This window comes from Prauserella halophila, assembly GCF_024171895.1.
GTDB classification, from domain to species: domain Bacteria; phylum Actinomycetota; class Actinomycetes; order Mycobacteriales; family Pseudonocardiaceae; genus Prauserella; species Prauserella halophila.
Window position 1 is genome coordinate 480341 of sequence record NZ_JAMTCQ010000009.1, and the last position, 16826, is coordinate 497166.

The following is a 16826-nucleotide window of genomic DNA, read 5'->3' on the forward strand; positions in this document are numbered from 1 at the left end:
AGAACTGCCGCGCAGTGGCCGCTGGCAAATCGGGCAGGCCGCGCATCGAGGAGTCGGATCGGCGGACGCCGCTGATTGCCCGGCTGTTGCGTCGCTGCAGGGTACACGTGTGATGACGAGTTATAGATCACTTGATTCAACATGGAGCGGTGAATTGAATAACTATCACGCGGGGCGAGTTCTGGTAGGCTGATTCCGGTGGGTTTCACCGACTAACCGTTAAATGATAATAACAAGACACCTGTGGATGGTAGTGCCAAACATTGTGGAAGTCAGCTATCCTTATCGGGAAAATTTAGGGCGGGTGCCATGAGTTCCACGGGGAGGCCTCACTGGAAGTGGGGCCATAGAACTCTGTTTATTGCCGGAAACGTGGGGGTTGTAACCTATGTAATAGGTGGCATGGTGCTATTGTTTGCATTCGGATTTAAGTGCGCATTCGTGCTCCAAGTGACACTTTTTCCGGCTTCTCTGGTTATTCTCCTTGTTGGCAGGTTGTTGCGCGAGCGGCAGATCAAGGAAGCAGGATTCATGTTTTCGTGGCGCGACTTGCGGAAAAATGGAAGATAGCGTGAAGGGGGTTGCTGTAGGAAACAGCAACAGTGGTTAGGCCGCTGGAGTGGTGGTGTGGCTCCTGATGGTTCGTACTCGATGGGGGTAAGTAGGGGGAAAAGATGACACCATGAACTACGTGCACGAGGTGTGGAACTACGATTCGCCTCAGGCGTTTTCCGAGATATGGGTCTGGGTGGGTGGCGCGATCACAGTTGGCGGTGTTGTGGTTGGTGGAATGCTTACGGGCGGAACTTCTTGGGTTGCTGGCGGCGTTGCAACGGCCGGTGGAATCGGCGCTGGTGCGGCCGGAACCTGGGGATTTTAGCGGGGGACTTGCGGTGATCGGCTGCACAGATCCGGCGAGTTTCGAGTGGGGTGCCAAACCGTCCAGGGTTCGGGTCACACGCTCTCTTTGCGCACGTTCAAATGCCCACGTCAGCGAAATTACACGTGCGATTGTCAGGGCTGGATCAAAATTTCATGACAAATAGCGACAAACCAAGATGGAATCAACTTCACAGAATAGTTGTGACCGTGGGAGTCATTGGAGGGCTAGTCGGAATTGGGGGAATGTTTGTCAATCTGTATACATCAGGGGATCCGTTCCTCAGCTTCATATTTGTCGGTGTGGTGTCGCCGGTATCGCTGATGGTCACGACTGCGGGGAAATTCTTACGTGAAAAGCAGTTAAGAGGTGCCGGAATTCGAGTGTCGCGATTTGGGTGGTGGTAGGTCGATTTCGGCTGACAAATTCCCTTGCCGGTGTCGCCGTGAGAGTGACGGGTGTAGCGGTTGGTTGCTGCGCCAAGGGTGGTAGCGAGTTATGGACGTCGGCGGGGTTGTCCGCCGGCAAGGAAAAGGCGAAATGCTCGCGACGTCCGGATGGCGGCCGTCGAGGTCTTTCGCGTAGGCAAGCACGTCACTGGCGCCGCTGATCTGGTGGCAAAGCCAGCGAGTGACTGCACCGGAGTTGACTGTGGTGGAATTGTTAGAGGTGCAGCATTCGGCGCCATTGCAAAAAGGGGATCTATGAACGAGTCGTACCCGAAATTTCCTGAAAACTTCCTGCGGTTCGACGATGAGAAGGTTCTTGTTGTTTACCTTGGAAGTCGCAAGCAGAGCTGGTGCAGGCTGGTCGGAGGGAGGGTGTACCTGACCAACTTCAGGATTATGTTCGGCCCCAATGTGCTGGACCAGTTTCTTGCGGCAAAAGGATGGTGGAGTTTGCGTAAGGATGTGAGTGGCGTAAGCTCTGTCGGGCGAAAATGGAGCGATTTGCTGGGTGGTGGTGCACGCAAGAGGATGAAGGTGTCGTTCCGTGATGCACCGAGTGAGCTATTTATTGTAAACGGTCCGGATAAGATCGTCGAGGAGGTTGAGCGATGGAGATCGGATCTCGATAGTTGAGCCCATTGATCAAGACTGCAGATGAATAGGCCACAAATACGGCGCTCGACGCCCGGCCGCGGCGTGAGGGAAGCGAGTCAGCCTGCGGGTGGAAGGTTCTTCAGCACGGAATTGGCGACGGCTTTCGCGTGCTCACACGGCTTGGCCTTGTCGTTGCGCGGTGAGTAGGTCACGCTGACCGTTTCTATCGTGTTGCGGGTCCGGCCGGACTCGGCCTCGCCGAAGTCGCGGTGTTTCCATTCGAGCGAGCAGGTCGAGCTGCGGCTGTTGGCGTATCCGGTCACCCCGTCGAGCTGGACGGGCTCGACGTCGCGGTAGCTGCTGTTCGGGCCGAACGAGGACTCGTAGGTGAGTTTGGCGCGCACGCTGCCGTTGCCGTTGAGGGCGTCGATCCGGCACCTGCTCAGGTCGCCGGCGGTCTTCGACTGGATGACGCCCAGTTTCGACCTCACGGCGTCGTCGTCGACCAGCGAGCAGAGGTTCGTCCGCGCCAGGCTGTTGTCGGGGAGGTTCTGCACCGGCGGTTCCGTGCGCAGCTTGTCGACCACCAGGTCCAGCGCCGGAGTCAGCTGGTCGCACAGCGCGGATTCGCCGGACACGTCGACCGTGATCGCCTGCTGCGGCGACGACGGCGAGGCGACCGACCGGTTGCAGCCGGAGCTGGTGCTCTCCTCCAGCACGGCCTGGCCCGCGACCTGCTCGCCGGTGGTGTTCATCCGCGAGCGGTCGATCGATACCCCGAGTTCGAGGTCGATCGAGTCGGAACTGAACCCGCCCTGACCGAAGCGGCACCGGTGCAGGTACGTCGAGTAGCCGGACGGCTGCAGCGTCGTCTCGCCGAGGGTCTCGTCCTCGAGCAGAGCGCACGGGTCGATGTCGCGCAGCCGGTCGATGCTCAGCGCCTGCGCGACCGGTGCGCGGGTCTCCGGCTCGATCACCGTGCCCTCGACTGGCGCCAGTCCCTGCGTGACCGCGAGGGCCACCACGGCCGCTCCCGCTGCGATCACGGCCGTCACCTTCGGCCAGCGTGGCTTGCGCGGCGGAGGGGGCGGCTCGGGCGGCGGCAGAGCCAGCACGTGCCGGACCTCCGCCTCCTGCGTGTTGATCAGCTGCTGGACGGGGGCCGGCCAGACGGGACCGTCGTGATCGATCGGCCCGACCAGGTCGAGCAGCTGCGCCGGCGTCGGCCGGGCCTCCGGATCGTGGGCCAGGCAGGCCTCGATCACCGGCACGATCTCCGGTGGCACCCCGTCGAGCTGTGGCGGCTCGTGCACCACGTTGTACAGGGTCTGCGCGGCGGTCGTCCCGGTGAAAGGGCCCTGGCCGGTCGCGGCCATGACCAGCAGCGTGCCCAGCGAGAACACGTCGCTCGCGGGGGTGAGGTCCTTGCCCTCGGCCTGTTCGGGCGACATGTACGCGGGCGATCCGACGACCGTGCCGGTGCTGGTGAACTCTGCGCCCTCGGCGGCGCGGGCGATGCCGAAGTCGATTACGCGCGGGCCGTCGGAGGTGAGCAGGACGTTGCCCGGCTTGAGGTCGCGGTGGATCAGTCCGGCGCGGTGCACGTCCGACAACGCGGTGGCCAACCCCGCGATCAGCCTGCGCATCGACTGCACCGGCAGCGGCCCGGACTCGTCGATCGCGTCCCGCAGCGACGGTCCCGCCACGTACACCGACGCCAGCCACGGGGCCTCGGCCTCGGGATCGGCGTCCATGACGGCGGCGGTGTAGGCACCGGACACCCGGCGCGAGGCCTCGACCTCCTGCCGGAACCGCACCCGGAAGCCGTCGTCCTTCGAGAAGCCGGGGTGGATGCGCTTGACGGCGGCGACCCGGCCGTCCTGGCTCAGGCACAGGAACACCTGGCCCATGGCGCCCTCACCGAGCAGCACCAGCGGGCGGTAGTGGCCGATGGGGTGGGACTGGTCCGGCGCGAGTGGCTTCATGACGTCGGCAGGCCTTCCAGGACGGCTTCGGTGAGCTTGCGGGCATGCTCACACGCGAGCTCGACGGTGGTGCTCTCGTCGTTGTAGCCCGCCCGGTAGGACACCTCGACGATCTGCGCGTAGTAGTCCGCGTTCTCACCGGTGACGGGAGCCTCGGCCCATTCGACGCCGCAGTACGTGGAGCCGGTCGAACTCGCCCGCTGGTAGACGTCCTTGCCGCCGACCTCGACCTTTTCGATGCTGTCCGAGGATGATTCCGCCGGGTTGCCGCTGATCTCGATGGAGACTTCCGCCTCGCCCCCACCGCTGTAGGTGCACTCACGGAGGTAGTCCGATTCGACCGAGGGCGTCTGTCCGAACACGCCCTGCGCCTGCTGCCTGCTGATGAGCAGGCACGTGTCGACCTCGGCGAGGGTGCGGTAATGCTCGTCCCAGGTGGCCTCGCCCTTGCGGGCGGCCTTCACCGCTTCTTCGAGGTACTGCCGCGCCGTCTTGCACGGCGTGTAGTCCTCACCGGGATCGTCGTCGCCGATCCGGCGGAGGTTGACTTCGATGCCGTTCGTCGGAGCCCGCGGGAGCACGACTGTCACGGTGCATCTGCCCTCCTCCGGGCCCCTGACGAGCGTGGTCAGGCCTGCCGTCTGGCCCTCCGTCCTGCCGGAAGTGGAGACTCGCGACCCGAGTTCCAGGGTGGCCGCCACGTTGTCGTTCACCTCGAACCGGCACTGGTCGTAGTCGCGCCTGTCGTAGCGCTCCAGGCTCGAGACGAGCTTGCACGGGTCGAGCTTGCGCAGGGACGCGGGCGCCAGTGGGCCGCTGGGTGCCTCGGTCGTCGGGATCGGATCCTGGGTTTGGGCCGCCACCGTCGTGGCGGTGCCGGCCTCGGGCTTCGTGACACCGATGAGTGCGGTCGCACCGAGCGCCGCGATCATGATCAGCGCAGTGAGGGCGACCACCAGGCCGCTGCGCGATTTCCGCAGGTCCGATCCGGCGAGGACGGCGTCGACGTCGTCCTCGCAGCCCTGGATCTCCTGCTGGATCCGTTCGGGCCACGGGTTGTTCGTGGGCGGCAGGCCGCCGATCAGCCCGCGCAGCTGGTCGGGTGTCGGCCGCTGGGCCGGGTCACGCGCCAGGCACGGGCCGATGATCGACATGAGTTCCGGCGGGACCTTACTCAGGTCCGGCTCGCCGTGGACGACGTTGTAGAGGGTCTGCGGGGTCGTGTTGCCCGCGTACGGACTCTTGCCCGTGGCCGCCATGACCAGCAGCGTGCCGAGCGAGAAGATGTCGCTCGCGGTCGTGAGGCTGCGGCCCTCGGCCTGTTCCGGCGAGGTGAAGCCCGCCGAACCGACGACCGAACCGGTACTGGTGAGTTCGGAGCTGCCTTCGACGGCGCGGGCGATGCCGAAGTCGATCACCCGCGGTCCTTCCGAGGCCAACAGCACGTTGCTCGGCTTGAGGTCACGGTGGACGAGGCCGGCGCGGTGGATGTCGGCCAGCGCCGACACCAGCCCCGCGGCGAGATGCCGCACCGCGGTCGGCGGGAGCGGGCCCGCGGTGTCGATCGCGTCCTGCAGCGACGGCCCCGCCACGTAGACCGACGCAAGCCACTGCTGCCCGGCCTCGGTGTCGGCGTCCATGACGGCCGCGGTGAAGGCGCCGGAGACCTGCCTCGACGTCTCGACCTCGCGGCGGAATCGCTCGCGGAACTCGTGGTCGTGCGAGAACGCCGGGTGGATGCGCTTGAGCGCCGCGGGCCGTCCGTCCGGCGCCATGGCCAGATACACCCGGCCCATACCGCCTTCGCCGAGCATCGCCAGCAGGCGATACCGGCCCGCGTACTCCCGCTCGCCGTCCCCCAGGACCTTCATCAGCGGGCCACGCCCGTCAGCCCGATCGCCTCGCGCACCTGTGTCAGCACGCGGCTCGCACGGTCCCGCGCCTTCTGCGCACCCTCGGCGAGCACCGTGTCGAGCTCGCTGCCGGGTTCCATCAGCGCGTCGTAGCGCTCCCGCAGCGGGGCGAGTTCGGTGTTGAGCACCTCGAACAGGACGTTCTTGAGCTCACCCCAGCCCATGCCGCCTTCTTGGAGCCGCTTGCGCGTGTCGGCCACGACGTCGGCGTGCTCGGCCGACGCGAACTGTTCGAGGATCTGGAACGGAGCCGAGGTGTCAGGGTTCTTCGGCTCTTCGACCGGCGTGCTGTCGGTCGGGATGCGCTTGACGAGCTTGAGCAGCTTCTTCTCGGGCAGGAAGAGCGGGATGGTGTTGTCGTAGGACTTGCTCATCTTGCGGCCGTCGAGCCCCGGCAGCGTCTGCCCGCTGCCCTCCGGCGGGATGAGTGCCTCGGGCACCTTGAACGTGTATCCCTTGCCGTACACGTGGTTGAAGCTGCCCGCGATGTCGGCGGCGTACTCCACGTGCTGGACCTGGTCCCTGCCGACCGGCACGACGTCCGACTCCATGATGAGGATGTCGACGGCCATGAGGATCGGATAGTTGTACAGGCCCATGTTGACGCCTGCGTCCGGATCCTCGTCCGCCTCGACATTCTTGTCGCGCGCCGCTTTGTAGGCGTGGGCGCGGTTCATCAGGCCCTTGGCCGTCAGGCACGAGAGCACCCAGTTGAGCTCGAAGATCTCCGGCACGTCCGACTGCACGTAGAACGTCGTGCGCTTCGGGTCCAGTCCCGCGGCGAGCCACGTCGCGGCGACCGAGCGCGTGTACTGCCGCAGCTCCTGCGGGTCGCGCACGCTGGTGAGCGCGTGGTAGTCCGCGATGAAGTAGACCGAGTCGTACTTCTCCGTGAGTGTCAGCGCGGGCCGGATCGCGCCGACGAGATTGCCGAGGTGCGGCTCACCGGTCGGCTTGATGCCGGTCAAGGAGACGTTCGCTCCGCTGGTTACGCCCTGTGACATGGGGGTCATCGTACTGGCCGGTGCTCATGCGATCGTCGGAAGGCGGCAACTCGGGCCGCGGCGAGTGACCTTCGGGTGTGACAGGGCGTGTCGCGGTCGACGGAGAGGGGGCCGCCGAGCACGGGCCGCAGTTGCGAGCGCTGCCGGGCCGGTTCCTGTTCCCGGATGCCGGCCCGTCGTCCGCCCGGGCCCCGCCCGTGGCGTCGCGGCCGTTCCGGAAGAGGTCGGGCTCCTCCGCCCCGCCGGATTCGCCGGTGGAGTCGGAGTCACCGGCGCTCGACGTCGGCACGGCGGGCCCGCCGGATTCGATGATCTCGTCGAGCTCGTGACCCTCCTGGATCATCGTGTACGCCGCGCTCATGCCTTCGACGCCGCGCTCGAGCGCCGCACGGACCTGCGGGCAGCCGTATTCGGCTGGGCCTTCGTCATGGCATCCCCTGTGCTGTGCCCGTGTCAGGATGCCGTCCGCGTCATGTCGCGGGTTTGTCGCAACCGGGTGTTCGCGGGGTACTACCGCCCCAGTACTGGACAGGTGCGCGATTCGGTTGGCCTGCCCGCAGTGAACGTCAGCACTACCTTGCTGGAAGGGGACCCACCGCGCTGGATGTGTACGGCGAGCACGGTGCATACGATCTGATCGATACCTTTGGCCCCGTAAACCCTCCGGCGCGGTATCGGTAGCCGAACCGTGATCGTGTCGCCCGAAATGGCCACCGGAATGTCCAGCGCAGTAGGCACGGAGCCCAGATGCACGCGTGAGTGTAGGGCTCCCGCATCGGGATCCGTTCCGGTGAACAGCAGCCGCAGGGCCTGGCCGATGGTGCCGAGGCCGCTTGTCGGTCGCCGTAGCACCAGGTCCCCTTCGGAGTCCAGCAGGTACACGGGGGTGCCCTTCGCGACGCCCGTCGCCGCGTCTCCCCCGTCGAACACCTCGCTCGGACGCACCGTGCATCCGGCGAGCAGCACAACCAGCAGCACGCACAGCGCCGAGGCAGCTCGTCTCATGTTTCCTCCGACCAGCGTGGCAGTGTGACCGCGAACCGGGCTCCCGCACTGTCGGTATTACCGGCCTCGATGGTGCCGCCGTGCAGCCACACGTTCTCCGCGGTGATCGCCATCCCGAGACCGCTCCCCGCGGATCGGCCGCGCGAGGAGTCCGCCTTGTAGAAGCGGTCGAACAGCTGCGCCGCGATCCCCTCCGGCAGCCCCGGGCCGTTGTCGATCACCTCGAGGTGCAGCTCCTGTTCGTCCGCGCTCAGCCGCACCACTACCGGTGGATCCCCGTGCCGGAGCGCATTGCCGACAAGGTTCGCCACGATCACATCCAGTCGGCGCCGATCCAGCACGGCGGCCAGCTCCTCCGGCGAGTCCAGCCGCACCTGCCCGGTCCAGGACCGCGACCGCAGACACTCCCGCACCACACCGGGAACGTCCACCCGTTCCAGGTGTGGCTGCGCAGCACCCGCATCGAACCGCGCGATCTCCATCAGGTCCTCGACGAGCGACGCCAGCCGCCGGGTTTCGGCGATGGCAAGCTCGATGGAGGCCCGTGCGTCGGACGGCATCCGCTCCAGATCCTCTTCCAGCATCTCGGCAACGGAGGTCAGAGTGGTGAGTGGCGTGCGTAGCTCGTGTGACACGTCGGCGACGAACCGGCGGGAGTCGGCTTCCATCCTGGCCAGCTCACTGATGGAGGACTGCAACGAGGCCGCGGTGTCGTTGAACGTGGTGGCGAGCTCGGCCAGCTCGTCGGCGCCGCTGGGCCGTAACCGGGCGTCCAGGTCGCCCGCGGCCAGTTTGCGTGCGGCTCCGCGGAGCTCGCGCACCGGCCGCAGCACGCCACGCGCCGCCAGCAGGGCCAGCAGCACGGCGACCGGTAGCGCGAGCGCGCTTGTCCAGATCGCGTTCCGGGTGAGGGCGTTCACCTGCCGCACGACCTCGCCGAGGTCGCGCACCAGATACACCTCGATCCCGGACGGCCGCTGTTGCCCGTCCACACCGGTGATCAGCACCGGCATGCCGACGAGCAGCTTCATCCCGGTGGCAGAGTCCACCCGCTGCAGCGCAAGGTGATCTCCGCCATGTACGGCGGTGCGCAGTTGCTCGGTGATCGCCGCTGTCTCGCCGGCCTGTACACGCAGCGACTCGTATGTCACCACGACAGGCCCATCGAGGGCATCCCGGATCTTGCGCAGGTCACCGGTGTCCGGCGGGTAGACGAGCGCAGGCGCGGTGTCGGTGATCCCCCGCGCAGCGGTGTCCGCGATCCGCTGTTGGGTCGACCGCAGCAACGAGTTGCTGGCCGAGGCCGCACTCGCCCAGGACGCCGTCGCGGCCGCGAGTACGGCAACCGCGACGCATGCGGCGATCAGTCTGGGGCGCAGCCCGCGCAGCGCCCGCGGCGCACGCACATCACGCGGCGAACGCAGCCTCATACCGGGCCGAACCGGTAGCCGAACCCGCGCACCGTCTGCACGAACACCGGCCGCGCGGGCTCGTCCTCGATCTTCGCGCGCAACCGCTGCACACAGTTGTCCACCAGGCGGGAGTCGCCGAGGTAGCCGTACTCCCACACCAGTTCGAGCAGCTGCATGCGACTGAGCACCTGACCGGGCGAGCGGGACAGTTCCAGCAGCACGCGCAGCTCGGTCGCAGTCAGCGCGAGCTGCTGATCGCCCTTGGTGACGGTGAGCGCGGCGCGGTCGATGGTCAGGTCGCGGTAGCGGTCGGACTGTGTCTGCTCGGCGAACGTCCCCCTGCGCAACACCGCACGAATGCGCGCGTCGAGCACCCTCGGCTGTACGGGTTTGATCACGTAGTCGTCCGCACCGGCCTCGAGGCCGCCGACCACGTCGAAGTCGTCGCCGCGTGCGGTGAGCATGATGATGGGTACTGCGGACTTCGCGCGGATGCGCCGACACACCTCGAAGCCGTCCATTCCGGGCAGCATCAGATCCAGCACCACGACTTCCGGTTCCGCCGAGGCCAGCATACGGAGACCGTCCTCTCCGGTGCCCGCCTCGCGTATCTCGTGCCCGTGCCTACCGAGGGCGAGCGCGAGGCTGGTACGGATGGACTGATCGTCCTCGATCAACAAGATCTGCGCCATCACCGCGATTATTGTGGCCAACGCGCCACTCCGTCGGAAGCCGGGGCGGGTTGCGACACGATCGGGACATCACGACGACCGGATCGCCAAAGTCGTAGCGGACCTTCGGTTCCATGACCAAGACCACGTCGTGGCGCCGTGTCGTTACCGGACTGATCCCGCTCCTGTGCGCCGTTGCGCTCGCCGGGTGTGCCGTGTTCACGCCGAGCACGCATGACGCCTACGCACAAACAGACAGCGATGCCAAACCGCTCTACCTGACCTTCGATGACGGGCCGTCGAACGCCACCGACGAGATCCTGACCGTGCTGAACGGCAATGACGTCCGGGCGACGTTCTTCACACTCGGCAAATACCTGGCCGGAAATCACGAGCTCGCTCAGCGCATGCTGGCCGAGGGCCACGTCGTGGCGACGCACACGTGGAACCACCGAAACCTAACCGAGCTCAGCCCCGCCGAGCTGGACAGCCAGCTACAGCGCTCCGTGAACGAGGTGCGTGCCGTCGGCTCGGACAGCAACTGCGTACGCCCGCCGTACGGCGCCACCAACGATGCCGTCGAGGATGCGTTCGCCGAACACAACCTGCGGTCGGTGCTGTGGAACGTCGACCCGAAGGACTGGAAGCGCCCGGATGCCGAGGCGCTCGCCGACCACCTGGTGGAGACGGCCTACCCCGGCGCCGTGGTGCTACTGCACGACGGCGGAGGCAACCGCGAGAAGACCATCCAGGCACTACGCACCGCCCTGCCCGAGTTGCGCGCCAAGGGCTACGAGTTCCGTCCCATTCCGGGGTGCTGAAAGCCGCCGAATCGAACGTCGACTTCCGCGGTCATCACAAGAGGGCAAGAATGAGGCTCTTCGCAGTTGAGGGTGTAGCGCCATGCTGGCGCGTCGGTCCCGGGGTAGACGTCGAGGTCCTCCGAGGATGGAAGTTCTCACACTGCCCATCCGGAAGACCTCGACATGCACGGCGCTACCCCGCCGGCTGGCTTCGGCCGCCCTGATCTGACCGCCTTCGCGCGACTCGACGGTCTCGGTCTCGCCGTCACCGGTCAGCGACGCGAACCCGACCGTGCGGTGCTGGCCTGCACCGTTGTCGAACCGGACCGGTGGTGTCGACGATGCGGTTGTGAAGGCGCCCCGCGGGACACGGTGGTTCGGCGGTTGGCGCACGAGCCGCTGGGCTGGCGTCCCACACTGACCGAGGTGATCACACTGGGACGCACATTGAACAAGCGAGCCGCCGACGTGCTGGCCTACTTCGACCGTCCCGGAACATCGAACGGACCCACGGAGGCGATCAACGGCCGACTCGAACACCTCCGCGGCAGCGCACTCGGGTTCCGCGCCCTCACCGAAGTGTGGCGCGACGAGTCGCCGGGGCCGCCTGCAGACCGCGATGCCGTCGCGTCAGCTGCCGCCGCGTCAGCGGTCGGTGCGCAGGACCGGCTCCAGCGCCGTGAGCACCTCCGGGTCCTCGATCGTCGACGGCACCGGTTCGTCGCGGCCGTCGGCGATGCCGCGCATGGTCTTGCGCAGGATCTTGCCCGAACGGGTCTTCGGCAGCGCGGGCACGATCGACACCTCGCGGAACGCGGCCACGGGGCCGATCTCCGAACGCACCGCCTCGACGAGGTCGTCCCGCAACCGGTCCTCGGTGATCTCCACGCTGGCCTTGAGCACGACGAACCCGCGCGGCAGCTGGCCCTTGAGCCGGTCGGCCACGCCGATCACGGCGCATTCGGCGACCGCGGGGTGCGCGGCCAGTACGGCCTCCATCGAGCCGGTCGACAACCGGTGACCCGCGACGTTGATGACGTCGTCGGTGCGGCCCATGACGAACAGGTAGCCGTCGGCGTCGAGGTAGCCGGAGTCGCCGGTGAGGTAGTAGCCGTCGTAGCGCGACAGGTACGCCTCCGTGAATCGCTCGTCGTCGAAGCGTTCGTCGTCGCCCCACAGCGTCGGCAACGTACCCGGCGGCAGCGGCAGCTCGATCGCGATCGCACCCTCCTGTCCGGCGGGGAGCCGCCGGCCGTCCTGATCGAGGATCTGCACGTTCCAGCCCGGTACCGGCATCGTCGCCGAGCCAGGCTTCACCGGCATCGGCTCGAGCCCGCGCAGGTTGGCCGCGATCGGCCAGCCCGTCTCGGTCTGCCACCAGTGGTCGACCACCGGCACGCCGAGGTGCTCGTGCGCCCAGTGGTATGTCTCCGGGTCGAGGCGCTCACCCGCCAGGAACAGCGTCGTGAACTCCCGCAGGTCGTACTTTGCGAGCTCGGCCGCGTCCGGATCGACCCGTTTGACCGCCCGCAGCGCCGTCGGTGCCGTGAACAGGGCCTTCACGCCGTGTTCGGAGATGACCCGCCAGAACGCGCCCGCGTCCGGTGTGCCGACCGGCTTGCCCTCGTACAGCACCGTCGTGGCGCCGACGAGCAGCGGCGCGTAGACGATGTAGGAGTGGCCGACGACCCAGCCGACGTCGGAAGCGGTCCACCAGACGTCACCGGGGTGGATGTCGTAGACCGCACCCATCGACCACGCCAGCGCCACCGCGTGCCCGCCGTTGTCCCGCACCACGCCTTTCGGCTTGCCCGTCGTACCGGACGTGTAGAGCACGTACAGCGGATCGGTCGCCGCCACCGGTACCGGGTCGGCGGGAACCGCACCGGACATCAGGTCCGTCCAGTCGACGTCGCGGTCGGTCAGCGTGCAGGGGGCGGCCTCGCGCTGCAGGACGAGGACGTGATCCGGCTGGTGTGCCGTGGTTGCCAGCGCATCCTCGACGATCGGCTTGTACTCGACGACGCGGCCCGGTTCGATGCCGCAGGAGGCTGCGACGACGGCCTTCGGCTTCGCGTCCTCGACCCGGGCGGCCAGCTCCTTGGCCGCGAACCCGCCGAACACCACCGAGTGCACCGCGCCGAGCCGGGCGCAGGCCAGCATCGCGACGACCGCCTCGGGGACCATCGGCATGTAGATGATCACCCGGTCGCCCGTGCCGACGCCGAGTGAGCGGAGGCCGCCCGCGAACCGCGCCACCTCGTCGCGCAGTTCGGTGTAGGTGTAGGTGCGCTGTGACGAGGTGACCGGGGAGTCCCAGATCAGCGCGGCCTGGTTGCCGCGGTCGGACTCGACGTGGCGGTCGAGTGCGTTGTAGGCGGTGTTGAGCTCGCCGTCCGGGAACCACCGGTACAGCGGTGCCCGGGAGTCGTCCAGGGCCTTCGTGGGCGCCTTCGTCCAGCTCACGCCGCGGGCGGCTTCGAGCCAGAACCCTTCCGGCTCGTTGATACTGCGCTCGTAGGTGTCGGCGTACGCGCCCATCGCGGCTCTCCTCGGGTGCTCTGCGTTGAGTCTCCGACTGTCGACCGTAGGACGTTGCACATGCGCTGCACCAGAGCCGGCGCGGGCGAGGCGGCTGTGTCGGCACCCACGGCGGCCGACATACTGTGTGCACCGGCACGCTGTGTGCACCGGCATGGCCTCGGGCCGAGGACGTCATCAGCGACACGCACGAAGGAGCGAGAGGTGGAATCGATCGCTGGCTCGTTGTTGTCGCTGGCGTACCGGATCTTTCAGCCCGGGTTCTGCCCCGGCGACTGGGTGTGGGCCACGAGCATGGCCGGCCTGTTCATGGGTCTGTGGCCGGTGGCCGGAGCGCTGGTCATCGCGATCGTCCGCAAGTTCACGGGCAACCGCTACGGCGGCGCGCCGCTGATCGCGATCGGTGCGATTGCCGTGGTCTCGGTCCTGGTGATGCCGTGGCTGCTCGCGACGGGTGTTTCCGGTATCTACCGTGACGTCTTCGCGGGCGGTACCGGCGGTCTGACGCAGACCGAGGTCGCCAACATGGCGCAGGAGTACTGCTTCGTCGGACCGCAGACCGAGTACCTCGGCGGCGGGCAGAACGTCTACGAGACCCTGTTCTATCCGTCGGAGAGTGCGCTGGCCTACGGCTACTACCTGGGCGGCCTCGTGGGCCTGCCGATCCTCACGCTGCTGGCGATCATGCTGCTGGGCCGCGTGGCACTGCGCCGCGGGCCGAAGTGGCCGGGCCGGTTCGTCTGGGGTTCCTACGTCGCGTTCGTCCTGCTGTCGGCCGGCGTCGAGGCCAACACCGCCATCCATCTGTGGCTGGGTTTCCTGCCTGCCGTGATCCTCGGGGTCATCCCGGTGGCGATCGTCGGCCCGCCCAGCTGGTCGACCATTCAGAAGTCCGACGCGCCGCCGGAACCGCGCCGGCAGCCACCGCCGCAACCGCAACCGCAGCCGCAGCAGCGGCCGCCCGAACCCGAACCGCAGCCGCCGCAGCGCCAGTACGCGCCCACCGCGGTCGCGCCTGCGCCGCCCCCGGTCGCCGCAGCGGCCGTCCCGCCCGCCGCGTCGACGAACTCGGACGGCCGGTTCGAGCGCATCCGCAAGCTCGGCCACGGCGGTTTCGGCACGGTCTGGCAGGCGCGCGACACGCAGCTCGGCCGCACGGTCGCGTTGAAGATCGCGCACGTCACCGACCAGGAGACCGAGGAGCGCATGCGCCGCGAGGCCCGTGCGCTCGCGATGCTGTCGCACCCGAACTGCGTGCGCGTGTACGACCTCGTCGAGGAACACGACGGCATGGCGCTGGTCATGGAGTATCTCGAGGGCCGGTCGCTGGCCGACACCGTCGACAACGGTGGCGGGCTCGACGACATGTCGGCGGGCAGACTGTGGTCCACGCTCGCGGGTGCACTGTCGGCGGCCCACGAGAAGGGCGTGCTGCACCGCGACATGAAGCCGTCCAACGTCATTCTCGACGATCAGGGCATGCCGCACCTGATCGACTTCGGGATCGCCCGCAGCGCCGGCGACGCCAAACTGACGGCCACAGGCATGATGATCGGTACCCCGGACTACACCGCACCGGAGATCGCCGAGGGCACGGATGCCACCCCGGCGTCGGACGCGTGGCAGCTCGCCGCGACCGTCAGCTTCGCCCTGTGCGGACACCCGCCGCGTGGCACTCGCGAAACGCCGATGGCGGCCCTGATGGCTGCCGCCCGCGCCGAACCGGCGAGCCGGCTGCCCCGGCAGAGCGTGCACGCCCGGCTGCTGCGTGCGTCGCTGGACCCGCAGCCGCGAAACCGGCCCACGCTCGCCGCCGTGGAGCGGGAGATCGGCGGCTGGCTGTCGCGGATCGGCGCGTCCGCCGACGGCCCGGTGACGCAGATCGTGCCGCGATCCCGGTGACCCGGCCGCGGCCGCTCCCCGGGATGGCGGCCGCTCCCCGGGATGGCGTAGAGCCGGCCGCGGTCACCGCCACGACGGGAGCCACAGCTCCGCGTTCCACCGTTCCGGAGTGATCGGTTCGCCGACGAGGATCGGCCACAGCCACACGAAGTTCGCCACGACCAAGCCGGTGTACAGCGACACCACGAGCAGTCCGGTGCCGCGGCGTTCGAATCCGGCCTTCGCGCGGCCGAGCAGATGGCCGAGTACGAGCGTGATGCCGAGGATCAGGAACGGCGCCAGCGGCGTGGCGTAGAAGTAGTACATCTGCCGGTCGAGGTTCATGAACCACGGCAGCAGCCCCGCGCCGTATCCGACCAGCACGGCGGCGTAGCGCCAGTCGGCACGGAAGATCATCCGCCACAGGCCCCAGCCCAGCACCGGCAGTGCGAGCCACCACATCGCGGGCGTGCCGATGAGCATCGTGGCCTGAACACAGTCGTCCTGTCCGCAGCCGTTGATCTGGCTACCGGACTCGTGGTGATACAGCATGGGCCGCAGGCCCATCGGCCAGGTCCACGGCTTCGACTCCCACGGGTGCGGATCGCCGTCCGGGGTGGCGAGACTGCTGTGGAAGTCGAGGACGTTCAGCGTGTACAGCACGAGGTTGCGCAGGGCGCCCGGCAGGAAGGCCAGCGAATCGTCGCCGCTGATCTCGGCGTAGTGCCGGTCCGTGGCGGTCTCGCTGGCGAACCACGCCCACCACGTGGACAGGTACATCAGCACCGAGATCACGCCGATGCTCCACAGCGCGGGCGCGAGGTCGCGGCGCAGCACGCCCGTCCACGGCCGGGTGATGCCCGCGGTGCGGCGGGCGGCGACGTCGAACGCGATCGTCAGCAGACCGAACGCGATCACCCAGTACATGCCGGACCACTTGATGCCCGTCGCCAGTCCGAGCAGCACGCCGGTACCGAACCGCCACCAGCGGAACCCGAGTCGCGGGCCGAACGGGGTGTCGTGGGCCCAGCCTTCGCGCACGGCCGTCGCGAGACGCTGCCGTACCTGGTCGCGGTCGAGCAGGACGCAGCCGAAGGCCGCGACGACGAACAGCGCCTGGAAGATGTCGAGCATCCCCATGCGCGACTGCAGGTGCAGCACACCGTCGCAGATGACGAGGATGCCCGCGATCGCCCCGAGCAGGGTCGACCGCGTCAGCCGCCGGGCGATGCGGACGACCAGCAGGATGATCAGCGTGCCCGCGACGGCCGCCGTGAGCCGCCAGCCCCAGCCGTTGTAGCCGAGCAGCCACTCGCCGATCGCCATCAGCTGCTTCGCCAGCGGGGGATGGACGACCAGTTCGTAGCCGTAGTTGTCCTCGTAGCCGCCGTTGCGCAGCATCTGCCACGCCTGCGGGACGTAGTGCTTCTCGTCGAAGACCGGCGAACCACCGTCGGTCGGGTGGCCGAGGTTCCACAGCCGCACGACGCCGCCGACGGTCGTGATGACGAGCGTGACCCACAGCGCGCGCATGCGGTCGGCCGGCATCGGCGTGCCGAGCAGCGCGGCCTCGCGGTCCGACGGCGGCTGCCCGGCCGGACCGGTTCCGGCGCGGCGCGGTCGCGGCAGTACGGCGGTCACGGAGGCCGATCTTACGGGCGGCGATGTGAAAGCCGTCCCAAGGCCGC

Annotated in this window: 12 protein-coding genes and 1 pseudogene; 5 read left to right on the forward strand and 8 right to left on the reverse strand. The window is 67.8% G+C overall.

Translation table 11 applies throughout. From position 1 onward, the window contains the following. Positions 1-1437: 1437 nt before the first annotated feature. Positions 1438-1962 carry a hypothetical protein gene (locus LY41_RS08450; protein WP_253863314.1) on the forward strand — a complete coding sequence of 175 codons (525 nt, stop codon included), beginning with the start codon at positions 1438-1440 and terminating at the stop codon, positions 1960-1962. A gap of 77 nt (positions 1963-2039) precedes the next feature. On the opposite strand, the gene LY41_RS08455 is transcribed toward LY41_RS08450, so the two are convergent. The 3 genes from LY41_RS08455 to LY41_RS08465 are packed head-to-tail and all read right to left on the reverse strand — an operon-like array spanning position 2040 to position 6825. Continuing rightward, entirely contained in the window at positions 2040-3908 is a 1869-nt protein-coding gene (locus LY41_RS08455; protein ID WP_253863315.1) for a serine/threonine-protein kinase, read from the reverse strand. Further along, positions 3905-5779 carry a serine/threonine-protein kinase gene (locus tag LY41_RS08460; RefSeq protein WP_253863316.1) on the reverse strand — a complete coding sequence of 625 codons (1875 nt, stop codon included), beginning with the start codon at positions 5777-5779 and terminating at the stop codon, positions 3905-3907. Before LY41_RS08460 ends, LY41_RS08455 begins: the two co-directional genes overlap by 4 nt. Next, a complete protein-coding gene (locus LY41_RS08465; protein ID WP_253863317.1) occupies positions 5779-6825 on the reverse strand; it encodes a tryptophan--tRNA ligase in 1047 nt (348 codons plus the stop codon). The genes LY41_RS08460 and LY41_RS08465 overlap by 1 nt, the downstream gene beginning before the upstream one ends. A 77-nt stretch (positions 6826-6902) precedes the next feature. Between LY41_RS08465 and LY41_RS08470 the strand changes: the two genes are divergently transcribed. Then, positions 6903-7154, forward strand: coding sequence for a hypothetical protein (locus LY41_RS08470; RefSeq protein ID WP_253863318.1), 252 nt, complete (start codon positions 6903-6905; stop codon positions 7152-7154). Between the two features lie 181 nt (positions 7155-7335). On the opposite strand, the gene LY41_RS08475 is transcribed toward LY41_RS08470, so the two are convergent. The 3 genes from LY41_RS08475 to LY41_RS08485 are packed head-to-tail and all read right to left on the reverse strand — an operon-like array spanning position 7336 to position 9934. Then, a complete protein-coding gene (locus LY41_RS08475; protein WP_253863319.1) occupies positions 7336-7830 on the reverse strand; it encodes a hypothetical protein in 495 nt (164 codons plus the stop codon). Beyond that, positions 7827-9260: an ATP-binding protein gene (locus tag LY41_RS08480; RefSeq protein WP_253863320.1), complete on the reverse strand. Its 1434-nt coding sequence runs from the start codon at positions 9258-9260 to the stop codon at positions 7827-7829. Before LY41_RS08480 ends, LY41_RS08475 begins: the two co-directional genes overlap by 4 nt. Beyond that, positions 9257-9934 carry a response regulator gene (locus tag LY41_RS08485; protein ID WP_253863321.1) on the reverse strand — a complete coding sequence of 226 codons (678 nt, stop codon included), beginning with the start codon at positions 9932-9934 and terminating at the stop codon, positions 9257-9259. Before LY41_RS08485 ends, LY41_RS08480 begins: the two co-directional genes overlap by 4 nt. A gap of 113 nt (positions 9935-10047) precedes the next feature. Between LY41_RS08485 and LY41_RS08490 the strand changes: the two genes are divergently transcribed. Next, on the forward strand, positions 10048-10734 hold the full coding sequence (locus tag LY41_RS08490; protein ID WP_253863322.1) for a polysaccharide deacetylase family protein: 687 nt from the start codon (positions 10048-10050) through the stop codon (positions 10732-10734). Between the two features lie 399 nt (positions 10735-11133). Next, positions 11134-11292, forward strand: a pseudogene (locus LY41_RS24035) (transposase); the annotation flags it as partial. Between the two features lie 69 nt (positions 11293-11361). Here the strand turns inward: LY41_RS24035 and LY41_RS08505 are convergent. Then, positions 11362-13257, reverse strand: coding sequence for a propionyl-CoA synthetase (locus LY41_RS08505; protein ID WP_253863323.1), 1896 nt, complete (start codon positions 13255-13257; stop codon positions 11362-11364). Between the two features lie 204 nt (positions 13258-13461). On the opposite strand from LY41_RS08505, the gene LY41_RS08510 reads away from it, so the two are divergent. Continuing rightward, positions 13462-15159, forward strand: a complete 1698-nt coding sequence (locus LY41_RS08510; protein ID WP_253863324.1) for a serine/threonine-protein kinase — start codon at positions 13462-13464, stop codon at positions 15157-15159. 63 nt (positions 15160-15222) lie between these two features. Here the strand turns inward: LY41_RS08510 and LY41_RS08515 are convergent, their stop codons facing one another. Next, complete coding sequence (locus tag LY41_RS08515; RefSeq protein WP_253863325.1) at positions 15223-16779, reverse strand: dolichyl-phosphate-mannose--protein mannosyltransferase; 1557 nt, start codon at positions 16777-16779, stop codon at positions 15223-15225. Positions 16780-16826 lie beyond the last annotated feature (47 nt).